Below are 22082 nucleotides of genomic sequence, written 5' to 3'. Positions count from 1 at the left end.
CGAGATGCCCCAGGACCCCACCGACCGCCGTGTCGTCGTCACCGGCCCGCCGCGCCGTACACGCCCGCTGAGCCGCTCCCGGCCGCGCACCGAGATCGACGAGCAGACCACGCTCGGGCACACGTACGTCCGCTCGCTGATGCGCTCCCAACTGCGCGCCGCACTCACCGTGTTCGCCGTGCTCGTCCTCCTCGTGGGCCCGCTGCCGCTGGTGTTCGCGTCGATGGGAGACAGTTCGAGCCTGGAGTGGATCGTGCTCGGCTTCTGCGTCTATCCGCCGCTGGTGCTCCTCGCCCGCTGGTACGTGCGCCGCGCCGACCGCAACGAGAAGGACTTCGTCCGCCTCGTCGAGGACCGCTGACCCGTGAACGAGACCCGCTGAGCCCAATGGACGAGAGCACCGCGTGAGCGAGAACAGCCCGTGAGCGAGAACAGCCTGTGATCGAGAGCAAGCCGTGAACGAGAACTACGCCGTCCCCGCGGTCGCGCTCGTGGTCGTCGCGACCGTCTTCGTCGGCGCCTTCGGCCTGCGCATATCCCGCACCACCTCCGACTTCTACGTGGCCTCGCGCACGGTCGGACCCCGGCTGAACGCGGCGGCGATCAGCGGCGAGTACCTCTCCGCCGCCTCCTTCCTCGGCATCGCGGGCCTCGTCCTCGTCCAGGGCCCCGACATGCTCTGGTACCCGGTCGGCTACACCGCCGGCTATCTCGTCCTGCTGCTCTTCGTCGCGGCCCCGCTCCGCCGCTCCGGCGCCTACACGCTCCCGGACTTCGCCGAGGCCCGGCTCGCCTCGCAGTCCGTAAGGCGGCTGGCCGGAGCCTTCGTCGTAGGCGTCGGCTGGCTCTACCTCCTGCCCCAACTCCAGGGCGCGGGGCTGACGTTGAACGTCCTGACCGGCGCCCCCAAGCCGCTCGGCGGGATCATCGTCGCCGTCGTGGTGGTCGCGACGGTCGCCGCGGGCGGCATGCGCAGCATCACGTTCGTGCAGGCCTTCCAGTACTGGCTCAAGCTCACCGCCCTGCTGGTCCCCGCGCTCTTTCTCGTCCTCGCCTGGCAGGGCGACGGAGCCCCGGACCGCCCCTTCGACGAACCGGCCACGTTCCGCGAGCACCGCGTCGTCCGCATCGACGCCGGACTCGACCTCAAGCTCGGCCAACCGCTGAGCGTCACCGCGACGGGCACGGTCGACGGCGAGCGATACGAGGACGAACGGGTCCGGCTCCCGGCCGGCGTCCACCGCATCGAACAGGGCACCCGGCTCACCTTCACCAAGGGCGACCCGGTCCCCGTCGCGGACCGCGGCAGCAACGGCGGCATGTCGACGTCCCTCGCCGCCGGCCGCGAGGAACGCCCGCTGTACGCCACGTACGGACTGATCCTCGCCACCTTCCTCGGGACCATGGGACTGCCGCACGTCGTCGTCCGCTTCTACACCAGCCCGCACGGCGTCGCCGCCCGCCGCACCACCGTCGCCGTCCTCGGCCTGATCGGCGCCTTCTACCTGCTGCCGCCCGTCTACGGAGCGCTGGGCCGCCTGTACGCGCCCGAGCTGACCCTCACCGGGGACGCGGACGCCGCCGTACTTCTGCTGCCCGACCGGGTGATCGGCGGACTCGGCGGGGACCTGCTGGGCGCGCTCGTGGCGGGCGGGGCCTTCGCCGCGTTCCTGTCCACGGCGTCGGGGCTGACCATGGCGGTGGCGGGCGTGCTCACCCAGGACGTGCTGCCCTCGCGCGGCGTACGGCACTTCCGGCTCGGCACGGTCCTCGCCATGATCGTGCCGCTCGCGGCCAGCTCGATCGTCGGCGGACTGCCGGTCGCGGACGCGGTGGGGCTCGCCTTCGCGGTCTCCGCGTCGTCCTTCTGCCCGCTGCTCGTCCTCGGCATCTGGTGGCACCGGCTCACCCCGCCGGGCGCCGCGGCCGGGATGATCGTCGGCGGCGGCTCGGCACTGCTCGCGGTCGCCGCCACCATGGCGGGCTTCCCGGGCACGGGCTCACTGCACGCGCTCCTCGCCTGGCCCGCACTCTGGTCGGTGCCCCTGGGCTTCCTCACCATGGTGCTGGTCTCCCTCGCGACACCCGGGCGGGTGCCGGTCGGAACGGCCGCCATCCTCGCCCGCTTCCATCTGCCGGAGGAACTGGCCGGCGGCCAGGTACGCGCGGAGGTCAAGGCATGAGCGGTTTCCTGGCCGGGCTCTGCGTGGCCGTACTCCCGCTGCTGGCGGCCGGGTTCTGGCTCGGCCGGCGCACCTCCCGCCCGTCGACCCTCGGCGGCCTCGGCACCCCCGTCGAGCACGCCACCTTCGAGACCCTGCACACCGCGTCGCTCGCCGCCCCGCCGCTGCGGGCCGGGCTCACCGGGGAGACGGCCCGAAAATCGGCGCGACGACTGCGCACCCTGCTCGGCACCGACGCGCTCTGCCTCACCGACCAGGACACGGTCCTCGCCTGGGAGGGCGTCGGCGAACACCACCGGGACCAGATCATGGAGCGGCTCGGCGGCCCGCTGGAGACCGGCCGCGGCGAGGCCTTCCGCCTGGACTGCGACGAGCCGTACTGCCCGCTGCGCTGGGCCGTCGTCGCCCCGCTCACCGTCGACGACCGGGTGCACGGGGCGCTCGTCGCCTGCGCGCCCCGCGAGTCGGCCGTGCTCGTCCGGGCCACCGGCGAGGTCGCCCGCTGGGTCTCGGTCCAGCTGGAACTCGCCGACCTCGACCAGTCCCGTACGCGCCTGATCGAGGCCGAGATCAAGGCGCTGCGGGCCCAGATATCCCCGCACTTCATCTTCAACTCGCTCGCGGTGATCGCCTCGTTCGTCCGCACCGACCCCGAGCGGGCCCGTGAACTCCTCCTGGAATTCGCCGACTTCACCCGCTACTCGTTCCGCAGGCACGGCGACTTCACCACGCTCGCCGACGAACTGCACGCCATCGACCACTACTTGGCGCTGGTCAGGGCCCGCTTCGGCGACCGGCTCTCGGTCACCCTGCAGATCGCCCCCGAGGTGCTCCCGGTGACCCTGCCCTTCCTCTGCCTCCAGCCGCTCGTCGAGAACGCCGTGAAGCACGGCCTCGAAGGCGGTGGCGGGAAGGTCGACAAGAGCCGCATCAGCATCACCGCGCAGGACGCGGGCGCCGAGGCACTCGTCGTCATCGAGGACGACGGCCCCGGCATGGACCCCGACCGGCTGCGCCGCATCCTGTCCGGCGAGGTCAGCCCCTCGGGCGGCATCGGCCTGTCGAACGTCGACGACCGGCTGCGGCAGGTGTACGGCGACGACTACGGCCTCGTCATCGAGACCGCACTCGGCGCGGGCATGAAAATCACCGCCCGGCTGCCGAAATACCAGCCGGGCGTGCACTCGGCGGGGCGCCTGCCCCGCGAATGAGCCCCCCGGGCGAAGAACCGCCGAAGCTGCCCGGGGGACTGATTGCGGAATGCGTCAGGTGGGGCGCGACACCACCATGGCCAGCGTGATCAGACCGAGCACCACCCAGCCGAACCACAGCCAGCCGCTGCTCCCGAGCGCCACCGTGTAGGCCGTGACCACCACCAGTCCGCCTACGGTGAGCACTCCCATGGTCTTAGTAGAACCGGGCATCGCAACACCCTCCTCATGGTTCGTCTTTCTCCATGGTGCCCCGGTCTTGGCGAATTGCAGTGCACACTACGAAACGCGTCCCCGAGTTCCACCCGCTGTTACCCACCCAGGCGGCGGCCTCGTAGACGCTGGGGTCGTAGCCGTAGTCCTGTGGCGGGATCTCCTTCTGGCAGGTTTCGGGCGCTTTGTCGTGTGCGTCGTCGAGGCTGGTACCCGGAGGCATGCGGAAGAAGTCGAGCACCTCCTGCTCATGGGGGCCGTCGCAGGAGACCAGCTTGGCGCGGTTGCCGGAAACCTGGTCGAGGCAGTCCCGCCTCTGCATGGTCGCGGTGTCCTTGAAGAGGCTGCCCGGCTTGCGGTTGTCCCCGAGCGGGCCGTACACGGGAAAGCCGCGTGCGTCCAGCAGCAGACAGGCGACGCGACGGTCGGCGGCATCGAAGCCGTCGGCGGTCGGGACAGCGGCGAAGGCGCGGATGTCCGCCAGCTTCTTACGGGTCTCCCCGGTGCGCTGCTCGCACTGGGCGGCTGCTCCGGTGCGAGCCTCCTCGGCGGAGCCGGTCTCGAACACCGCCAGGACCTGCCCCTCGGTGTTCGTGGCGTCGCAGTCCACGACCTTGAGGGCGGGCTCACCCGAGAAGGGCGTGCCGGGCCATTCGGCGTCGACGCAGTCGCCGTCCTGGAGCGGCGTGGTGAGACCGACGGCCTCGCCGTACGGCTTCCCCGCGCCCTTCTCCGGCAGGTAAGCCATCGCGTACCAGGTCCCGCCGCCCGCCAGGGCCAGCCCCAGCGCGGTCGCCAGTACGGCCTTCAGGGCGCGGTGGCGCGGGCGGCGCCGGCTGGTGGTGGCCGGGGGAGGCCCGTACCCCTGCCCGGTCGGCCAAGGGGAGGGCCCCTGCCCCGGCGGCGGCCAGATGGCGGGGTTCGCCTGGCCCGGCGCCGCCGAGGACTCCTGGGCGGCGGACGGCGCGTACCACTGTGAGCCGTTCGCGTGGCTCTGGGAGGGCCCGGGTGGCTCGGGGGCACGGGGTGCGGCCGTATGGGTGGGCCCACCCGCCCAGGGCGGCTCCGAGCCGGGGTCGAACTGGGTCCGCGGATGCGACTGCGGTGTCAGGATCGCGGACAGCGCGCCCTCGGCCTCCTCCGCGGTGATCCGCTGGACGGGGTTCTTGGTGAGCATCGCCGCCAGGAGCGACTCCAGCGCGCCCGCGCGCAGCGTCGGACGCGGCTCCTCCAGTACGACGGCGGTCAGCGCCGCGAGTCCCGAGTCGCGGTCGAAGGGGCCGTAGCCCTCGACGGCGTAGTAGAGCGTGCAGCCCAGCGAGAACAGGTCGGCCGCGGCGGTGGGCGGCCCGCCCTGGGCCCGCTCGGGCGCCAGATACCCGGCGGTGCCCACCAGCACGGAGGTCTGCGTGTACCGCGTCTCGCCGCCGTCGGGCTGCACGGAGATGCCGTAGTCGGTGAGCAGCACCCGGGCGTACGGCGACCCGGCCCGGTCCGGGGCCAGCAGGATGTTGGCGGGCTTCACGTCCCGGTGCATGACGCCCCGCTCGTGCCCGGCGGTCAGCGCGTCGAGCACGGCGAGTCCGACGCGGGCGCACTCGGCCGGGGCCAGCGGCCCCCGCTGGGTGACCAGGGCGTGCAGGTCGAGCGCGCCCGGCACGTACTCCATGACGATCCAGGGCAGCCCCTCGTGCTCCAGGACGTCGTGCACGGTCACCACGTGCGGGTGGCCGCGCAGCCCCGCGGCGTGCCGGGCCTCGGCGCGGGCCCGGGCGACCCTGGCCGAGCGGTCGCCGTCCTCGCCCGGGCTGCGGAACACGATCTCCTTGAGCGCGACCTCGCAGGCCAGCCGCTGGTCGTGGGCGAGCCAGACATGTCCCATGCCGCCGCTGCCCAGCTGGTTCAGCAGAAGGTACCGGCCGGCGATGACCCGGCCGACTCCCGACTGCGGTGATCCTGATGCCATCCGGTCACTCCCGGGGTTCGGCTGGGTGGGCTTACGCCGGGCCGGCAGCGGACTCGCCCGAGGGCAGCGCACCGGACGAGCCGGGTTCGCTCGACGCGGGTTCACTGGTCACCGGCTCGCTCCGCGTGGGCTCGACGGACGTCGGATCGGCGGAGGTCGGCTCCGCGGACGTGGGCTCCGCGGAGGTCGGCTCGACTGTGGGCGGCGTGCTCGACGTGGTGGGGGTGGTCGGGACGGCCGTCGTGGGTTCGCTCGTGGTGGGTTCGCCAGTCGTGGGCCGATCGGTGGTGGGCTCGCTGGACGACGGATCGCCCGTGTCCGGATCGCCCGTGTCCGGGTCCTCCGTGGTGGGGTCGCTCGTCGACGGGTCGTCCGTCGTCGGATCGTCCGTGGTCGGTCCTACGGTGGTCGGGTCGTCCGATGCCGGGTCGTCCGTGCTCGGCTCCTTGGACGGGTCCGACTTCGGAGGCGTACCCGGCTCCTCCCCGTCGTCCGCGACGCTCAGGGTCACCGCCTCCCCGAACCGCAACTCGGTGCCCGGCCCCGGATCGGAGCCCGTCACCGCCGCGTCGCCCGAAGGGAGCCCGTCGGAGGACATCGCCGCCAGCCCGAGCTCGGACAGCCGCTGGCTGGCCTGGTCGAAGGTCATTCCGGTGACGCGCGGCACCGCGTGCTGCTTCGTCGCGTCGAACGGCTCGTCGTTCTCGCCCGAGCTGCCGACGGGGCGGTTGATGCCCTGGTCCGGGTCGTCCACGTCGATCAGTGCGATCTGCTCCAGCGGCTGCGGCGAGGGCTTGACGGTCACCACGTCGGACTTCTCGTAGCCCTCCCACTTTTTGTTGCCGTCTTCGAACTTGACCGAGATCTTCTCGGGATCCTTGTCGAAGGACTGCAACGGATTTCCGCACGAGCACTTCACGGCGGGAAGTCCCTGGTCGTTCACCAATACCGCGATCCCGGCCTCCAGCAATGCGTCGAAGGCGACAGCCTTGCCCTTTTTGTAGTCGTGGTTCTTCACGAGAGTGTCGTGACGCAGCAGAACGGGTGTGAGGTCGTCGATGTACCCCTCGATCCGATCAGGCGTAATGCCCACGATGCGGGCCCATTCCCGGGCCTTTTGACGGTTCCTGGGATCGGTGAGGAAATCCTTGAGACGATCGACGTCACAGACCTTGGGTTTCTGCGTACCCCCGTACAGACCAGGGGTGTTGCCCTGCTGCAGGCCACTGTGCGCCTGCTCCGGCCGGAGCTTCGTCTCGTCGGTGCCGAGCGAGCCGTCCTCTTCGAAAAAAGGTGCGAGTGACGGTACTCCGGCAGCGACGGCCTTCACCGCGAACAGGCGTTGTTCCGTGCAGCCGCTGAGGATCACCGCAGCGGCGAGTAGCACCGCAAGCCTTCGGACCACGGTTTTTCCGGTCCTCAGCAAGCATGCGTGAATTGTCATGACCGCTCCCCCCAGCGGATCCCCCGTAACCCTGCAGAGCGGAAGCAGGGCGTCACGCATCATGCTACTGAATGGAAAAGCCTTTCAGTCAAGGGGAATTCCCAGTGTGTACGGAGTGACCGAAAGGGGAAAAGGGGCTCAGTGACCGCGTGCGTTGAGTGAGGCCAGATAGGCGTTGTAGGCCTCGAGTTCCTTGTCGCCGTCACGGTCGGCGGCCCGGTCCGAGCGCCGTGCCTGCCGCTCCTCGGAGCGGTGCCACTGGAAGAGCAGCGCGAGGAGCACCAGCACGGACGGGATCTCGCTGAACGCCCAGGCGATACCGCCGGCCGCGGTCTGGTCGGCGAGCGCGTCGATGCCTAGCGAGGAGGGTGGGTTCTTGTACGTCTGGACCATCGGCTCGGACGCCATCATCAGGGCGATGCCGAAGAACGCGTGGAACGGCATGCCCGCGAACAGCTCCAGCATCCGCATCAGATAGCCGGGCCGGTGCGGACCGGGATCGACGCCCATGATCGGCCAGAAGAACACCAGGCCGACGGCGAGGAAGTGGCACATCATCGCGATGTGGCCGGTCTTGGAGTCCATCAGGAAGTCGAAGATCGGCGTGAAGTACAGGGCGTACAGGCTCGCGATGAACAGCGGGATCGTGAACGCCGGATGCGTGACGATCCGCATGAACCGGCTGTGCAGGAACATCAGGAGCAGCTCGCGCGGCCCCTTGCGGTCGCGCCCGGCCGTCGGCAGTGCGCGCAGGGCGAGCGTGATGGGCGCGCCGAGCAGGATGAGGATCGGCGACAGCATGCTGATCACCATGTGCTGCACCATGTGCACGCTGAACATGACCATGCCGTAGTCGTTGAGGCCGGTGCACAGCACGAGCATGACGCTCAGGACACCGATGACGAACGACACCGTCCGCCCGACCGGCCAGGCGTCACCGCGCCGGACCAGCCGCACCACACCCCACCCGTACAGCGCGAGCCCCAGGAGGCAGGCCACGAGGAAGAACGGGTCCGGCGACCACGCGAGCCCCCGCCCCAGCGTGAACGGCGGCAGATCCATCATCGTGCCGTGCCCGCTGTGATCCATCCGCCGGCTCCTGTTTCGTACAAGTTGCGCTGTCTGTCCGCACCCAGACTAGAACTGCCCCCGGCGAGCCTTGCGGCCGGGGGCAGGTTCTTTCGGCAGTGGTCAGAGAACGCACTCCGCCTCGGCGTACCGCTCGTCCGGAACCGTCTTCAGCGTCTCCACGGCCTCACCCAGAGACACCATCACGATGTCGGTCCCGCGGAGAGCCGTCATCTTTCCGAACTCGCCCCGGTGAACGGCCTCCACCGCATGCCACCCGAAGCGGGTCGCGAGCACCCGGTCGTAAGCGGTGGGCGTCCCCCCGCGCTGGACATGCCCGAGGATCACCGGACGGGCCTCCTTGCCGAGGCGTTCCTCCAGCTCGATGGAGAGCTGCCGGGCGATGCCCGCGAAGCGCTCGTGCCCGTAGACGTCCTTGCGGCCCTCGTCGTAGGTCATCGTGCCCTCGCGGGGCTTCGCGCCCTCCGCCGCGACGACGATCGCGAACCTCTTCCCGGCCGAGAACCGCTCGCCGACCTTCGCGGCCAACTCCTCGATGTCGAAGGGCCGTTCGGGCACGACGATGGCGTGCGCGCCCGCGGCCATGCCCGAGTGCAGGGCGATCCACCCGGTGTGGCGGCCCATGACCTCGACGATCAGGACGCGCTGGTGGGACTCGGCGGTGGTCTTCAGCCGGTCCAGGGCCTCGGTCGCGACACCGACGGCCGTGTCGAAGCCGAAGGTGACGTCCGTGACCGCGATGTCGTTGTCGATGGTCTTCGGCACACCGACGATCGGCAGGCCGCCGTCCGACAGGAGTCGGGCCGCCTTGAGCGTGCCCTCGCCGCCGATCGGGATGATCGCGTCGAGCCCGAGCTCCTCGACATGCCCCTTGGCCCGCTCCACACCGTCACGCAGATGCGCAGGCTGGACGCGGGAGGAGCCGAGGATGGTGCCGCCGCGAGCCAGAATGCCGCTCACCGCGTCGAGGTCGAGCTTGAGGTAGTCGCACTCCAGGAGGCCTTTCCAGCCGTCGCGGAAGCCGATGACCTCGTCGCCGTGGTCGACGACGGCACGGTGTACGACGGACCGGATGACGGCGTTCAGGCCGGGGCAGTCGCCGCCGGACGTGAGGACACCAATACGCATAGCCCGAAATACCTTCTCAACGTGGGCCGGGAACCGGACCACGCTGTCCGGCGGGACGCCGCCACCCTACCGGCGGCAGGGGGCGGGTCCGCATCGTGCGTCCGCCTGCTGGACGTCCCCGCACAGGTGAGCGGACGCCCCGCCAGACGGGCCCTGACCGTGAGGTCAGGCGGGCTGCTGAGCAGCCGCGATGCGCTCCGAGCGCAGCGCCTCGTACCAGCGGTCGTCGATCGGCGGCAGCGCGTTGACGTCGAGGGCCAGCTTCAGCAGCAGGTCCGCGATCAGCGGGTTGCGGGCGAGCACGGGCCCGTGCATGTACGTGCCGAAGACCGTGTCGTTGTACGCGCCCTCCGTGCCGTCGCCCGTGCCGTTGCCCTTGCCGAGCCGCACGTTCGCGAACGGGCGGGCCGTGGGGCCGAGGTGCGTGATGCCCTGGTGGTTCTCGAAGCCGGTGAGCGGAGGCAGACCCAGCCGCGCGTCGATGTCGCCCAGCACGTCACCGACACACCGCTCGCCCTCGCCGCGCGTGGAGTGCACGTCGAGCAGACCGAGACCCGGCTCGCGCTGACCGAGGTCGTTGATGAACTCGTGGCCGAGGATCTGGTAGCCGGCGCAGACCGAGAAGACGATCGCGCCGTTGCCGACCGCGCGGTGCAGACCGCCGTCGCGGCGCAGCCGCTCGGCCGCGAGCCGCTGCGGCCGGTCCTCGCCGCCGCCGATGAGATAGATGTCACCGGAGGTGGGGATCGGCTGGTCACTGCGTACGTCGAGACGGGCCACGTCCAGACCGCGCTGCCGGGCCCGGCGCTCGACGACGAGGGCGTTGCCCTGGTCGCCGTACGTGCTCAGCAGGTCCGGGTAGATCCACACCAGCCGCAGGCTGTTGTCACTCATTCTCTTGGTCCTCCGGGGTTCAGTTGCCGACACGACGCCGCAGGTCCTGGAAAGCGGTGTAGTTCGCGACGACCTCGATGCGGCCGGGCGGTGCCATCTGCACGGCCTGGTCGAGGTTCTCGCAGACCTGGAACTGCTGGCCCGCCACCTCGAGACGGACGGCCAGGTCCAGCTTCCGGTCGCCGAGCACGAAGATCGGGTGGCCGGTCAGCTGCGTGTAGTCGACGTCCCACAGCCAGGAGGTGTCGGTGCCGTCGGCGCCGCGCGCGTTCACCGAAAGGATCACCGGGGTCGGCGGCGGGTCGATCAGCGAGAACGTCTCCAGCCAGCCCGCCGGGTTCTTGGCGAGCAGCAGGCGCAGGTCGCGCTGCATGAACTGGACGACGTCATAGCGGCCGGCCACCGCCTGCACCTGGTACATGCGTTCCAGGGCGACCTGCGGAGGCACGCCGAAGACGGCGGCGACGGCCGCCGACGACGCGGCGTTCGCCTTGTTGGCGCGGCCCGGCAGCTGGAGGTGGATCGGCCAGGCCGAACCGTGCGGGTCCAGGACGTGGTCGCCGGAGAGCGCCCAACTCGGCGTGGGACGGCGGAAACCGCAGTCGCCGCAGAACCAGTCGTCGCCGGGGCGCTGCATCACACCGCCGCAGGACGGGCAGGACCAGGCGTCGTCCTTCCACATCTGGCCGGCGGCCACCCACACCACGTTCGGCGAGGAGGACGCGGCCCACACGACCAGCGGGTCGTCCGCGTTGGCCACGACGACGGCCTTCGAGCCCGCAAGGCCCTCACGCCAGTGCTCGGCCATCATGCGGGTCTCGGCCGCGCGGTCGAGCTGGTCGCGGGAGAGGTTGAGCAGGGCGATGCACTTGGGATCCGTGTCCCGCGCCACACCGGAGAGGTACTTCTCGTCCACCTCGATGACCGCGTACCGCGATTCCGAGCCGCCGGCCAGCGCGGACGTGATGCCGGCGGGCATGTTCGCCCCCAGCGCGTTCGAGACGACGGGGCCCGCCGCGCGCAGCGCCTCCGCGATCAGCCGCGTCGTGGTGGTCTTGCCGTTGGTGGCCGACACCAGGATGACGTCCAGGTGCTGGGCCAGACTGGCCAGGAGGTCGGGGTCGAGTTTGAGTGCCACCCGGCCGCCGATCACCGATCCGCTGCCACGGCCCGCGGCGCGTGACGCCGCTGCGACCGCCTTGCCCGCCGTCACGGCCAGCTTGGCCCGCGGCGACAGCGGGTCCGAGTTGCCTGCCATCAGTTCCCGATCCTCCTTGCGTACGGCGCCGCGCCCTGCTCCCGGCAACGTGTGGCCCTCAGCCTATCGAGATCCACTCACCGGCCCGAATCGCGGCACCACCGCGGCACCTGCGCGACATTGAGGACCGTACCCTTGCCGCCATGCGACACGGCTCGATCCCGGGCGCCCGAGGGCGCGTTCTTCCTCTGTCTTTGCTCGGCGACCCCGTGTTGCACACACGGTGTGAAGAAGTCACGGAGTTCGGGCCTCAACTGGCGCGGCTGGTCGAGAACATGTTCTCGACGATGTATGCGGCGCAGGGCGTCGGTCTTGCCGCGAACCAGGTCGGAGAATCGTTGCGGGTCTTCGTATACGACTGCCCCGACGACGACGAGCGGCGGCATGTGGGCCACGTGGTGAATCCACGGCTCGTCGAGGCGGACGGGCTGGTGCTGCGGGGGCCCGAGGGGTGCCTGTCGCTGCCCGGGCTGGAGGCGGGCACCGAGCGGTACGACCACGCCGTGGTGGAGGGGTTCACCATGGACGGTGAACCCGTGCGGATCCACGGCACAGGATGGTTCGCCCGATGCCTTCAGCACGAGTGCGATCACCTCGACGGCGGGCTGTACGTGGATCGGGTCCGCGGGTGGCGCCGCCGGAAGGTGATGTGGCAGGCGGGTAGGGCCTCTTGGGGTCGGTGAGGGGTGGCTCCCTGCGCCCCTTCAGGGGCGCGGGGAACGGCGCAATCTTTTGCTTTTAGGGGCGCGGGGAACTGCGCGACCAGCCCCCACCGCCCCGCAGCAAACGAACCGCACATCCGGCGGAACGCTAAAAGGCCGGGCCACCCAGCTTGTCGCCCGCCGCCGCCAGGCGACCCCACAACAGGTCGGCCAGCGCGCGGACCAACTCCGCACGGGCGCAAGGGCGTTCACCGAGCCACCAGTCGCCCGCCGCGTGCATCATGCCGACGATGCCGTGACCCCAGACGCGGGCCAGCTGCTGGCTGTCCGGGCCGAGGTCGACGCGCTCCTCGATGACCTCGGCGAGCTCCTCGCCCATGCGGCGCAGCAGGGGAGCGGAATGCTGCCCGGCGTCGAAGCCCTGGTCGCTCTGCGGGCCGCCCTCCGACGGATGCATCAGGAAGCGGTACACCTGCGGGCGTGCCTCGATCGCCGCGAGGTACGTGTCGAGCGTGGCCTCCACACGTTCCCGGCGCTCGGCCGGTGCGTCCAGGGCCGCGCGCAGGGCTCCGAGGAGGGCGTCCGTGTGCCGCTTGGCGAGGGCCGCGTACAGTCCACTCTTGTCGCCGAAGTGGCGGTACAGAATCGGCTTGGTGATGCCCGCCTCCGCCGCGATGGCGTTCATCGACGCACTCGGGCCGTCCCGGAGCACCACCCGGTCGGCGGCCTCCAACAGCTCGCGCCGTCGGCGGTCGGCGGACCTTTGTTGATCGGTCCGCTGTGTGGTGTCCATGTGCTCTCCCCACCCGTGCTTATTCGGTGACGCCTGCGCAACGTAACACCCACACAGGATTCTGCCTCGAACGGGCTGCCGAGCGGGAACGGGGAGTTGACTTTTCCTACCCGCCGGTAACAGGCTACGGTTACCGCAAGTAACACATGAATGCAGCGCTGGAGGGGACATGGCCGAGTTCACCATGGAGCTCAACGACGAACAGAGGGAGGTCCGGGACTGGATCCACGGGTTCGCCGCTGACGTCATCCGCCCCGCGGCCGCCGAATGGGACGAGCGCGAAGAGACTCCCTGGCCGGTCATCCAGGAGGCCGCGAAGGTCGGCATCTACTCCCTGGACTTCTACGCCCAGCAGTACTTCGACCCCACCGGCCTCGGCATACCCATGGCCATGGAGGAGCTGTTCTGGGGCGACGCGGGCATAGCCCTCTCCATAGTCGGCACCGGCCTCGCCGCCGTCGGCGTCCTCGCCAACGGCACCGAGGAGCAGATCGGCACCTGGATCCCCCAGATGTACGGTGATGCCAACGATGTCAAGGTCGCCGCCTTCTGCTCCTCCGAGCCCGATGCCGGTTCCGACGTCGCCTCGATGCGTACGCGTGCCGTGTACGACGAGGCCAAGGACGAGTGGGTGCTCAACGGCACGAAGACCTGGGCGACCAACGGCGGCATCGCCAACGTCCATGTCGTGGTCGCGGTGATCGACTCCGAGCTCGGCTCCAAGGGCCACGCGTCCTTCATCATCCCGCCGAACACGCCCGGCCTCTCGCAGGGCCAGAAGTTCAAGAAGCACGGCATCCGCGCCTCGCACACCGCCGAGGTCGTCCTGGAGGACGTACGCGTCCCCGGCTCGTGCCTGCTCGGTGGCAAGGAGAAGCTCGACGAGCGCCTCGCCCGAGCTCGTGAGCGGGCCAGGGCCGGCGGCGGCGAGCGGCTGAAGAACGCCGCGATGGCCACGTTCGAGGCGTCCCGCCCGGCCGTTGGTGCCATGGCGGTCGGCACCGCCCGGGCCGCCTACGAGGTCGCCCTCGACTACGCCAAGACGCGTTCGCAGTTCGGCCGCCCGATCATCGACAACCAGGGTGTGGCCTTCCAGCTGGCCGACATGCGTACGTCCATCGACGCGGCGCGGCTGCTCGTGTGGCGCGCCTCCTGGATGGCCGTCAACGGGAAGCAGTTCACCTCCGCCGAGGGCTCCATGTCGAAGCTCTTCGCCAGCGAGACGGCGAAGAAGGTCACCGGGCAGGCGATCCAGATCCTCGGCGGCAACGGATACACCCGGGAGTACCCGGTCGAGCGGATGCACCGCGATGCGGCCATCTACACGATCTTCGAGGGTACGAGTGAGATCCAGCGCTTGGTGATCGCCCGGACTCTCTCCGGGATGCCGATTCGGTAAGACGATTCGGTAAGAGGAAGGCACGCCCAGGTCACCGGTGCTTCAAAGGCGTGAGTTGCTCGATGTCGTACCTCGAACGCAGCTCCTCGATCGCCTCGTGGTCCGGCGGGCCGCCCGCGTCCAAGATCTTCAGCAGCTCGTCGAAATAGCGCTCGTGATCCGGTGGCGGGGACGCCTGGAAGAACATTTTGGCCGGATTCCCCGTGGGATTGGCGAACGCGTGCGGGCAACCGGGCGGTACGACGATCACCGTGCCCGGTGTCGCCCGTACGACCTGGTTGCCCGAACCGGACTGCCAGCGCTGCCAGTTGTCGGGTGTGCGGACGAGGGGCTCGAAGGCGAGCACGTCCAGCTCACCTTCGAGCACGTAGAACAGCTCCTCGCTGCGCGAGTGGACGTGCGCGCCCACGTCGAAGCCCGGCGGGACGACGACCTCGAAGCTGGACGCCGTCCGGGAGTGCGTGCCGGTGACCTTGAAGGTCACGTGCTGGGCCGGGGTACGGACCGTACGACCGTGACCGGGCGGGACCAGCAGGCCTTCGGGCGGCGGCGTGAGCGCGGTCACCAGGTGACGGGCAGGGCCTCGGGCCCGCGGATCAGCGCGCCGCGCCGCCACGGCACCTCGTCCTCCGAGACGGACAGACGCAGCGTCGGGATCCGGTCCAGGAGCGTGTTCACGATCAGCTCCTGCTCCATGCGGGCCAGCATGCCGCCCACGCAGTAGTGCGGGCCGTTCCCGAACGCCAGGTGCGGGTTGGAGCCGCGCTCGAAGTCGATCCGGTCGGGGTCCGGGAAGACCTCCGGGTCGCGGTTGGCGGCCAGGTACGACACGTAGATCGGGTCGCCCTTGCTGATCCGTACGCCCCTGAGCACCACGTCCTCCGTGGCGATGCGGGACAGGCCGACGGCGTTGCGGTGCGGGATGTACCGGTGCAGTTCGTCGATCGCCTGCGGGCGCAGCTCCGGCTCGTCGCGCAGCCGGTCGAAGAGGGCGGGCCGGGTGAGGAGGACGTAGAGCATCTGGCCCGTGTTGTTGGTGACGGCCTCGCCGCCGATCTGGATCGGGCCCGCGAGCGCCATCGCCTCCTCCTCGGTGATGTCGCCCCGGCCCACCGCCGCGCCCAGCAGCGAGGTCACGTCCTCGCCGGTCGCGCCGCGCCGCTCGGCGATCAGCTTTCCGAAGTACGCGTCCATGTCCCGCTTGGCCTGCTCGCTGACCTTCGCTCCCTGGGAGGAGGAGAGGATCGCCTGCGTCCACGTGTGGAGCGTGTGCCGGTCGGAGGCCGGGACGCCCATGAGCTCGCAGATGACGGTGATCGGGAACGGCGCCAGGACACGGTCGATGAGGTCGGCGGGCGGTCCGTCCCGCAGCATCTCGTCCACCATCCCCTCCAGCGTCTGCTGGGCGCCGGCGCGCAGCCGCTCGATGCCGCGCGTGGTGAACGCGGTGTTCACCGCCCTTCGCAGACGGCCGTGGTCGGGCTTGTCGACGAAGTTCATCGCGCTCGGCTGCGGGATGAAGTGCGGTGCGAGCCGGGTGACTTCGCGGCCGATCACCTCCGCGCGGCTGAACCGCGGGTCGTTCGTGACCAGCCGTACGTCCTCGTAGCGCGTGACCAGCCAGGCCCAGCCCTCGCCGTTGGGCAGCTGGATCCGGTTGATGGGGCCCTCGCGCATCAGCTCGGACAGGACGGGGTCGAAGTCGACCCCCGTCAGGTCCAGGGCCGGCCAGTGCCGTACCGGGGGAGCCGCCGTCGTCTCTTCGCTCATGGTCATGTCATGCCGTTTCTTCGTCTGAACGGTGCCAGCGGCCCAGTGCCATCTCGGCCGTGATCCCCGGCCCGAACCCGGCGAGCAGTCCGCGTGCCTGGTGGTGGGAGCCGCCCTCCTCGAACAGCCGGCGCAGCGCGTCCAGGACGACGGCGCTGGCGATGTTCCCGTACTCGGTGAGCGTCGCCCGGCTGAACCGGAAGGCCTCCGGTGCCACTTGGAGGAACGTGCTGAGGTCGTCGAGGATCCGCGGACCGCCGGCGTGGATGATGTAGAAGTCCAGGTCGGAGGCGTCCCAGCCGTGCAGGCCCGCCAGGTCCTGCAGAGCGGGGGCGAGCGGTTCCATCGTGGTCGGCACCCGCTTGTCCAGCAGGAAGTGGAAGCCGGTGGCCCGGACGTCGTACATGATCCAGTCCTCGGTCTTGGGGATCAGGTACGAGCCGTTGCGCTCCAGGCGGATGCCCTCGCCGCCGCTTCCGCGGACGACGGCCGCGGCTATGCCGTCGCCGAAGAGGCCGTTGCACAGCAGCGAGCCGACTCCCAGGTCGGTCGGCTGGTAGCACAGCGAGCAGAACTCGCAGGCCACGATGAGGGCGTTGGCCTCGGGATAGGCCGTGCAGAAGTCGTGCGCCCGGTTGATCGCCGCGCCCCCGGCGGCACAACCGAGCTGCGCTATCGGCAGCTGGCGCGTGTCGCTGGAGAACTCCATCGAGTTGATCAGCCAGGCCGTCAGCGAGGGCATCATGAAGCCCGTGCACGAGACGTAGATGATCACGTCGATGTCGGCGGCCAGGACCCCCGCGTCGTCGAGTGCCCGCTGCACGACCGCCGGGACACGGGCCTTCGCCTCGGCCTCGTAGGCCTTGTTGCGTTCCTCGAAGCCCGGGTGCTTCAGGGTTTCCTCGATGGGCCGCACGATGTGCCGGGTGCGTACGCCGGTGTTCTCGATCAGCCGGAGCGCGAGTGGCAGCTGGGGGTGATCGGGGTGACGGGAGCGCGCCAGCTCCAGCGTCTGCTCCATCGTGATCACGTATTCCGGAACGGAGACCGCGGGTCTGCACAAAGTCGCCATGTGCCTGCGCCTTCTCTCGCCCGCCGGGAACTCCCTCTCCTCGGCGGAAGGGTGGTCCCACCACGATCACCCGCCGGGGCTTGGATATCGCGCCGGATTACTCCAGATCGGGGACCCGGGGCCGGCGTGGCACCCTGGTCGCAGGGTCAGCGAGTCAGCCGAACCGAAGGAGTACGCGATGACGCGGACGGCCAGGGAACTGCTGGAGAGCACCACCGGAAAGCTCGCCCCCGACCCCCACGCCAACCGGCTCCTCCCGCTGATCGCCCGGGGCGCGGCCCGCCGCGACACGCTCGCGGCACTGGCCCTCGAACAGCGCCATGTCATCGCGGCGGACCGCCGCGCGTTCCTCCACCTGGCCGAACGGTCGGCCGCGGCGGGGACGACCGCAGGTCCCGAGTGCGCGGCCTTCTTCGGCATGCTCGCGGAGGGCGAGGCGCTGGCCCAGGACCGGCTCGGTGCCTACGCGGCGGCCTGCGGCGTGGACATGGCACGGGAGGCGGCGTACGAGCCCCTCGCCGACTGCCAGGCCTATCCCGCGTACGTCGCCTGGCTGGCCCTCAACGGCTCACCGGCCGAGGTGGTCCTCGCCCTCAGCGCCAACTTCGCGGCCTGGGGCGGCTATTGCGCCACGATCGCCGACTCCCTGCGCCGCCACTACGGCTTCGACGACGCCCCCTGCGGCTTCTTCGACTTCTTCGCCGAGCCCGCACCCGGGCTGGAGCAGAGGGCCCTGGCAGCTGTGCAGGGAGGCCTCGACGCCGGAGGGCTGAACGAGAGCGAAGTCCACCATTACGGCCGCCTGCTACAGACCTACGAGACGAAGTTCTGGCACGCACTGTGGGAACTGGACCAGCGGATCGCCCCGTAAGGGGCGCGGGGCCGCATCGATGTGCGGCTCCGCCGCGTGGGCGCGACCAGCCACGACGAACCCGCAGCAATCAGACGGCCTGCGGACTCCTAGCCGGGCGCACTCCCACTGCTGTGCGCGATGCACGCCACGTCAATACGGTCGGCGAGCTTCGCGAGCTCGATCGTGAGCGCGGCGACGGTGTCCTCGTCGAGGCCGTCCTGCCCCGCCTCCACCAGATGCAGCCACCGACCACCCATCGTTCGCAGGAGCTTGCTCACGTCGGCCGCGGAAACCTGCAAGGTACCGCGGTCGTCGACGATCAGAGGCAGGGTCACTTCGCGGTTCACAGTGGGGATCGTAGCTCCGGAACGCTCACGCTCCGTGCCATACGGTGGTGATGTTGCAGAACTCTCGGATTCCGTGTCCGGACAGCTCACGCCCGTAGCCGGACCTCTTCACCCCGCCGAACGGGAACGCGGGGTGGGACGCCGTCATCCCGTTGACGTACACGCCGCCCGCCTCCAGATCGCGTACGAAACGGTCGATCTCGGCCTCGTCGCGGGTCCAGACGTTGGAACTCAGCCCGAACGGCGTGTCGTTGGCGATCGCCACGGCCTCGTCGAGATCGGCGGCGCGGTAGAGGGTCGCCACCGGTCCGAAGGCCTCCTCCAGGTGGATGCGCATCTCGGGGGTGATGTCGGCGAGGACGGTCGGCGGGTAGTACCAGCCGGACCCCTCGGGGCGCTCGCCGCCGCACAGGACGGTCGCGCCGCTCTCGACGGCGTCGTCGACGAGCTCCTCCAGGTCGCCGCGGCCCTGTTCGGTGGAGAGAGGGCCGACGTCCGTGTTCTCGTCCAGGGGGTCGCCCACCGTCAGGGCCTTCATGCCCGCGGTGAAGCGCTCGGCGAAGGCGTCGAAGACGTCCGTGTGCACGATGAACCGCTTGGCGGCGATGCACGACTGTCCGTTGTTCTGCACGCGTGCCGTCACCGCGACCTGCGCCGCCCGTTCGACGTCCGCCGACGGCATCACCACGTAGGGGTCGCTTCCGCCGAGCTCCAGGACCGTCTTCTTGACCTCGTCCCCGGCGACGGAGGCGACCGCGCGGCCCGCCGGTTCGCTGCCGGTCAGGGTGGCCGCCTTGACCCGCGGGTCGCGCAGGATGTCCTCGACCGCGCCCGAGCCGATGAGCAGTGTCTGGAAACAGCCCTCCGGGTAGCCCGCCCGGCGGAACAGGTCCTCCAGGTAGAGGGCGGTCTGCGGGACGTTCGAGGCGTGCTTGAGCAGACCGACGTTGCCCGCCATCAGCGCGGGCGCGGCGAAGCGGATCACCTGCCAGAGCGGGAAGTTCCACGGCATGACCGCCAGGACCGGGCCCAGCGGGCGGTAGCGCACGAGGACGCGGGAGGCGCCGGAGTCCTGCGCGTCGGCCGTGTCGCCCTCCTCGTCGGCGAGGAGCTTCTCGGCGTGGTCGGCGTACCAGTGCATCGCCTTCGCGCACTTGGCGGCCTCGGCGCGAGCCTGTTTGACCGGCTTGCCCATCTCCGTCGTCATCACGCGGGCGATGTCCTGCGCGTCGCCTTCCAGGAGGTCGGCGGCTCGGTGCAGCAGCTGTGCGCGCTCGGCGAATGAGGTCGTGCGGTGGGTGTGGAACGCCGCCTCCGCGGTTGCGAGGCGGTGTTCGATCTCCTCGGCGCTCAGGGCGTCATAGGTCTTGAGCGTTTCGCCGTTCGCCGGATTCACCGTTGCGATGGGCATGGCTTTGACCTCCTGGTACGGGCTGTGACTTCGACAATCTCGCTCCGCGGGACGGGGCGCAACGCGGACGGGGGCCGCGTACCCGTGCGGGGGCCCGGCATGTGTGGCGTCCCGGGGGCGGTATCCGAGGTGCGGTCCGCCGTGGCTGGTCGCGCAGTTCCCCGCGCCCCTGAAAGGCAGTTCCCCGCGGCCCTAATAGAAGGGGCGCCTCCCCTCAGGCCGTCTGCTCTGCGAGGCGGTCCAGGAACGTCGTCTGGGCCTTGACCAGCAGGGCCCGCGCCCGGTCCAGGGTCAGCCATTCCGCTCTGTCCAGTTCCGGGAACTCCTGGATGCGGCCCGAGCGCGGCGGCCATTCCATCGTGAAGGTGCCGGGGACCATCGTCGTCACGTCCAGGTCCGCCTCGATGGCCCAGACCGTGACGACCTTGCGGTTCGTCTGGGTGACCTCGCCGAGGGGGATGGGGTCGCCGTCGGGAGGCGGGAGCCCCAGTTCCTCCTGGAACTCTCGGCGTGCCGCGTCCCAGGCCGTTTCGTCGGGCTCGTACTCGCCCTTCGGTACGGTCCAGGCGCCGGCGTCGCGACGGGCGAAGAAGGGGCCGCCCATGTGTCCCAGGAGCACCTCGACGCCGTGGTCGGTGCGGCGGAACAGGAGCAGGCCCGCGCTGCGTTTCGCGGGGGCGGTCACGGGGTGACCTCCGGGTGGGCGGCGAGCAGGGTTTCCACGGTGTCGGCCTGTGCCGGGGTCTTGTCCTCGCGGTAGCGCACGACCCGGGCGAAGCGGAGGGTCACGCCTGCCGGGTAGCGCGTGGAGCGCTGCAGACCGTCGTACGCGATCTCGACGACGAGTTCGGGACGGACGGTCACGACCCAGCCGTTGTCCTCGACGGCGAGTTCCTGGAGCCGCTCGGTCTGCCAGGCCAGCATCACGTCCGTCAGACCCTTGAACGTCTTGCCCAGCATGGCGAAGGAGCCGTCCGGATTGCGGGCGCCCAGATGCAGGTTGGAGAGCTTGCCGGTGCGCCGCCCGTGTCCCCACTCGGCGGCCAGCACGACCAGGTCCAGGGTGTGTACGGGTTTGACCTTCAGCCAGGAGGCACCGCGGCGGCCCGCGCTGTAGGGGGCGTCGAGGCCCTTGAGCACGACGCCCTCGTGGCCCCGCTTCAGCGTGTCTGCGAGGAATTGCTCGGCAGCCGCCCGCGCCCGCTCGTCCTCCGGGTCGGCCACGAGGGTCCGGCGTACGCGCATCGGCTCGGGGACCAGACGGGCCAGCTCGGTGTGGCGCTCCGCGAACGGCAGGTCGAGCAGGTCGCGGCCGTCCACGGAGAGCGCGTCGAAGAAGACGGGGGAGACGGGGACGGCCTCGGCGGCCGTGGCGACGTCCACGCGGGAACCCACGCGGCCGGCGATGTCCTGGAACGACTGAGGCCGCCCGCCCTCGTCGAACGCGATGACCTCACCGTCGAGGATGAAGTGCTCTCCCTTCAACTCCCGTGCAGCGGAAGTGAGTTCGGGCAGTCGGTCCGTGATGTCGTCCAGCGTGCGGGTGTAGAGGCGTACGTCGTCGCCGTCGCGGTGGACCTGGACGCGGATGCCGTCCAGCTTCTCCTCCACCGCGCACGCGCCGAGCTTGTCGATCGCCTCGGTGACCGACGAGGCGCTGTGCGCGAGCATCGGCTGGACGGGGCGGCCGACGGTGAGCCGGAACGCGGCCAGGGCCTCCGGTCCGTCGGCGAGCAGCCGCTCGGCCACGGTCTGCAGCGAACCCGCCAGCATCACCGCCCGGCGTACGTCGGCGGAGGGCGCGCCCGTCGCCTGGGCGAGGCCCTCCATGGCGACGGCGTCCAGGGCGCCCTGACGGACCTCACCGCCGATCAGCCCGAGCAGGAACCGCTGCTCGGGCTCGGTGCACGCACCCATCAACTCCCCGACCAGTCTCGCCCGTTCCGCCTGGGAGCCGGTGCCGGAGACTTTGCCGAGGGCCGTGAGGCGGGCGTCCACCTCCCGCACGGTCAGGGTGGGTTCCGCGGCGGGTGGGACCGGTGTGCCGAGGATCTTCCAGCCGATGCCGAGCCGCCCCTGTGGAAGGCGGCCCGCCAGATACGGGATGACGATCGGCACGTCGTCCGCCTCGGCGTCCCGGAACAGCTCCGCGAGCAGAGCCGTCTTCCGGGACCGCGCCGAGGTGGCGGCGACCTCCTGGGACACACGGGCGAGCCGGTGCAGCAGCATGCAGCCATGGTGCAACGGAGGCGCCCGATCCGCGCCTGCACGGCGAGGTCTTCGGCCCGCACCGGCATGGATGGGTCTTCGGCCCGGGCCGGACCGGCAGGGTCATTGGCCCACACCGGCACGGCAGGGTCGTTGGCCCGCGCTGGCCCGGCTGCTTCTT

Annotated in this window: 21 protein-coding genes; 6 read left to right on the top strand and 15 right to left on the bottom strand. The window is 70.5% G+C overall.

Annotation, left to right across the window (positions count from 1 at the left end):
* Positions 1 to 4 precede the first annotated feature (4 nt).
* From ACN20J_RS08845 to ACN20J_RS08835, 3 genes are all read left to right on the top strand, one after another.
* A complete protein-coding gene (locus ACN20J_RS08845) occupies positions 5 to 361 on the top strand; it encodes a hypothetical protein (RefSeq protein ID WP_055617080.1) in 357 nt (118 codons plus the stop codon).
* Positions 362 to 455: 94 nt separating this feature from the next.
* The gene (locus ACN20J_RS08840) at positions 456 to 2183 is read left to right on the top strand and encodes a cation acetate symporter (RefSeq protein WP_189843818.1); all 1728 of its coding nucleotides are present in this window, start codon (positions 456 to 458) and stop codon (positions 2181 to 2183) included.
* Positions 2180 to 3394, top strand: a complete 1215-nt coding sequence (locus ACN20J_RS08835; RefSeq protein ID WP_189843817.1) for a sensor histidine kinase — start codon at positions 2180 to 2182, stop codon at positions 3392 to 3394. Before ACN20J_RS08840 ends, ACN20J_RS08835 begins: the two co-directional genes overlap by 4 nt.
* A 54-nt stretch (positions 3395 to 3448) precedes the next feature.
* On the opposite strand, the gene ACN20J_RS08830 is transcribed toward ACN20J_RS08835, so the two are convergent.
* From ACN20J_RS08830 to ACN20J_RS08800, 7 genes are all read right to left on the bottom strand, one after another.
* Positions 3449 to 3607, bottom strand: coding sequence for a hypothetical protein (locus tag ACN20J_RS08830; RefSeq protein WP_107102596.1), 159 nt, complete (start codon positions 3605 to 3607; stop codon positions 3449 to 3451).
* Positions 3608 to 3620: 13 nt separating this feature from the next.
* On the bottom strand, positions 3621 to 5573 hold the full coding sequence (locus tag ACN20J_RS08825; RefSeq protein ID WP_419665657.1) for a protein kinase domain-containing protein: 1953 nt from the start codon (positions 5571 to 5573) through the stop codon (positions 3621 to 3623).
* A 31-nt stretch (positions 5574 to 5604) separates the two neighbouring features.
* Positions 5605 to 6978 carry a DUF6777 domain-containing protein gene (locus tag ACN20J_RS08820; protein ID WP_419665656.1) on the bottom strand — a complete coding sequence of 458 codons (1374 nt, stop codon included), beginning with the start codon at positions 6976 to 6978 and terminating at the stop codon, positions 5605 to 5607.
* A 177-nt stretch (positions 6979 to 7155) separates the two neighbouring features.
* Positions 7156 to 8106, bottom strand: coding sequence for a cytochrome c oxidase assembly protein (locus ACN20J_RS08815; protein ID WP_189843814.1), 951 nt, complete (start codon positions 8104 to 8106; stop codon positions 7156 to 7158).
* Between the two features lie 102 nt (positions 8107 to 8208).
* Positions 8209 to 9234, bottom strand: coding sequence for a 6-phosphofructokinase (locus tag ACN20J_RS08810; RefSeq protein ID WP_055617074.1), 1026 nt, complete (start codon positions 9232 to 9234; stop codon positions 8209 to 8211).
* A 165-nt stretch (positions 9235 to 9399) separates the two neighbouring features.
* Positions 9400 to 10128 carry a type 1 glutamine amidotransferase gene (locus ACN20J_RS08805; RefSeq protein ID WP_055617073.1) on the bottom strand — a complete coding sequence of 243 codons (729 nt, stop codon included), beginning with the start codon at positions 10126 to 10128 and terminating at the stop codon, positions 9400 to 9402.
* 19 nt (positions 10129 to 10147) lie between these two features.
* The gene (locus tag ACN20J_RS08800) at positions 10148 to 11386 is read right to left on the bottom strand and encodes a MurT ligase domain-containing protein (protein ID WP_055617072.1); all 1239 of its coding nucleotides are present in this window, start codon (positions 11384 to 11386) and stop codon (positions 10148 to 10150) included.
* Positions 11387 to 11529: 143 nt separating this feature from the next.
* Here ACN20J_RS08800 and def point away from each other — a divergent pair, with 143 nt between their 5' ends.
* On the top strand, positions 11530 to 12069 hold the full coding sequence (gene def, locus ACN20J_RS08795; RefSeq protein WP_190231689.1) for a peptide deformylase: 540 nt from the start codon (positions 11530 to 11532) through the stop codon (positions 12067 to 12069).
* Positions 12070 to 12196: 127 nt separating this feature from the next.
* Here def and ACN20J_RS08790 read toward each other — a convergent pair whose 3' ends face one another.
* Positions 12197 to 12841, bottom strand: a complete 645-nt coding sequence (locus ACN20J_RS08790) for a TetR family transcriptional regulator (RefSeq protein ID WP_143642952.1) — start codon at positions 12839 to 12841, stop codon at positions 12197 to 12199.
* Between the two features lie 169 nt (positions 12842 to 13010).
* On the opposite strand from ACN20J_RS08790, the gene ACN20J_RS08785 reads away from it, so the two are divergent.
* Positions 13011 to 14240: an acyl-CoA dehydrogenase family protein gene (locus tag ACN20J_RS08785; RefSeq protein WP_055617069.1), complete on the top strand. Its 1230-nt coding sequence runs from the start codon at positions 13011 to 13013 to the stop codon at positions 14238 to 14240.
* A 31-nt stretch (positions 14241 to 14271) separates the two neighbouring features.
* On the opposite strand, the gene ACN20J_RS08780 is transcribed toward ACN20J_RS08785, so the two are convergent.
* The 3 genes from ACN20J_RS08780 to ACN20J_RS08770 are packed head-to-tail and all read right to left on the bottom strand — an operon-like array spanning position 14272 to position 17082.
* Positions 14272 to 14805 (bottom strand): cupin domain-containing protein, encoded by a 534-nt coding sequence (locus ACN20J_RS08780; protein WP_189843812.1) that lies wholly within the window; start codon positions 14803 to 14805, stop codon positions 14272 to 14274.
* A complete protein-coding gene (locus ACN20J_RS08775) occupies positions 14802 to 16010 on the bottom strand; it encodes a cytochrome P450 (protein WP_361908622.1) in 1209 nt (402 codons plus the stop codon). Before ACN20J_RS08775 ends, ACN20J_RS08780 begins: the two co-directional genes overlap by 4 nt.
* Before the next feature lie 7 nt (positions 16011 to 16017).
* Positions 16018 to 17082, bottom strand: coding sequence for a type III polyketide synthase (locus ACN20J_RS08770; protein WP_190231687.1), 1065 nt, complete (start codon positions 17080 to 17082; stop codon positions 16018 to 16020).
* Positions 17083 to 17260: 178 nt separating this feature from the next.
* Here ACN20J_RS08770 and ACN20J_RS08765 point away from each other — a divergent pair, with 178 nt between their 5' ends.
* Positions 17261 to 17953: a transcriptional regulator gene (locus ACN20J_RS08765; protein ID WP_361992200.1), complete on the top strand. Its 693-nt coding sequence runs from the start codon at positions 17261 to 17263 to the stop codon at positions 17951 to 17953.
* An 89-nt stretch (positions 17954 to 18042) separates the two neighbouring features.
* Here the strand turns inward: ACN20J_RS08765 and ACN20J_RS08760 are convergent, their stop codons facing one another.
* From ACN20J_RS08760 to ACN20J_RS08745, 4 genes are all read right to left on the bottom strand, one after another.
* Positions 18043 to 18282: a DUF6213 family protein gene (locus ACN20J_RS08760; protein WP_361992197.1), complete on the bottom strand. Its 240-nt coding sequence runs from the start codon at positions 18280 to 18282 to the stop codon at positions 18043 to 18045.
* A gap of 25 nt (positions 18283 to 18307) precedes the next feature.
* Entirely contained in the window at positions 18308 to 19693 is a 1386-nt protein-coding gene (locus tag ACN20J_RS08755; RefSeq protein ID WP_361992194.1) for an NADP-dependent succinic semialdehyde dehydrogenase, read from the bottom strand.
* 214 nt (positions 19694 to 19907) lie between these two features.
* Positions 19908 to 20378: an NUDIX domain-containing protein gene (locus ACN20J_RS08750; RefSeq protein WP_189843920.1), complete on the bottom strand. Its 471-nt coding sequence runs from the start codon at positions 20376 to 20378 to the stop codon at positions 19908 to 19910.
* Entirely contained in the window at positions 20375 to 21922 is a 1548-nt protein-coding gene (locus ACN20J_RS08745) for an ATP-dependent DNA ligase (protein WP_190231684.1), read from the bottom strand. The genes ACN20J_RS08750 and ACN20J_RS08745 overlap by 4 nt, the downstream gene beginning before the upstream one ends.
* Positions 21923 to 22082: the final 160 nt, after the last annotated feature.

Origin of the sequence: Streptomyces sp. 2-1, assembly GCF_048564895.1 — a bacterium.
GTDB classification, from domain to species: Bacteria; Actinomycetota; Actinomycetes; order Streptomycetales; family Streptomycetaceae; genus Streptomyces; species Streptomyces phaeochromogenes.
This window is presented reverse-complemented; position numbering and strand designations above follow the sequence as displayed.

Bases quoted from the DNA above. Each gene is read 5' to 3' on its own strand.
- ACN20J_RS08815 (WP_189843814.1), bottom strand. From the start codon at position 8,106: ATGGATCACAGCGGGCACGGCACGATGATGGATCTGCCGCCGTTCACG.
- ACN20J_RS08765 (WP_361992200.1), top strand. From the start codon at position 17,261: ATGACGCGGACGGCCAGGGAACTGCTGGAGAGCACCACCGGAAAGCTC.
- ACN20J_RS08830 (WP_107102596.1), bottom strand. From the start codon at position 3,607: ATGCCCGGTTCTACTAAGACCATGGGAGTGCTCACCGTAGGCGGACTG.
- ACN20J_RS08775 (WP_361908622.1), bottom strand. From the start codon at position 16,010: ATGAGCGAAGAGACGACGGCGGCTCCCCCGGTACGGCACTGGCCGGCC.
- ACN20J_RS08755 (WP_361992194.1), bottom strand. From the start codon at position 19,693: ATGCCCATCGCAACGGTGAATCCGGCGAACGGCGAAACGCTCAAGACC.
- ACN20J_RS08845 (WP_055617080.1), top strand. From the start codon at position 5: ATGCCCCAGGACCCCACCGACCGCCGTGTCGTCGTCACCGGCCCGCCG.
- ACN20J_RS08790 (WP_143642952.1), bottom strand. From the start codon at position 12,841: ATGGACACCACACAGCGGACCGATCAACAAAGGTCCGCCGACCGCCGA.
- ACN20J_RS08785 (WP_055617069.1), top strand. From the start codon at position 13,011: ATGGCCGAGTTCACCATGGAGCTCAACGACGAACAGAGGGAGGTCCGG.
- ACN20J_RS08770 (WP_190231687.1), bottom strand. From the start codon at position 17,082: ATGGCGACTTTGTGCAGACCCGCGGTCTCCGTTCCGGAATACGTGATC.
- ACN20J_RS08745 (WP_190231684.1), bottom strand. From the start codon at position 21,922: ATGCTGCTGCACCGGCTCGCCCGTGTGTCCCAGGAGGTCGCCGCCACC.
- ACN20J_RS08805 (WP_055617073.1), bottom strand. From the start codon at position 10,128: ATGAGTGACAACAGCCTGCGGCTGGTGTGGATCTACCCGGACCTGCTG.
- ACN20J_RS08825 (WP_419665657.1), bottom strand. From the start codon at position 5,573: ATGGCATCAGGATCACCGCAGTCGGGAGTCGGCCGGGTCATCGCCGGC.
- def (WP_190231689.1), top strand. From the start codon at position 11,530: ATGCGACACGGCTCGATCCCGGGCGCCCGAGGGCGCGTTCTTCCTCTG.
- ACN20J_RS08800 (WP_055617072.1), bottom strand. From the start codon at position 11,386: ATGGCAGGCAACTCGGACCCGCTGTCGCCGCGGGCCAAGCTGGCCGTG.
- ACN20J_RS08810 (WP_055617074.1), bottom strand. From the start codon at position 9,234: ATGCGTATTGGTGTCCTCACGTCCGGCGGCGACTGCCCCGGCCTGAAC.
- ACN20J_RS08835 (WP_189843817.1), top strand. From the start codon at position 2,180: ATGAGCGGTTTCCTGGCCGGGCTCTGCGTGGCCGTACTCCCGCTGCTG.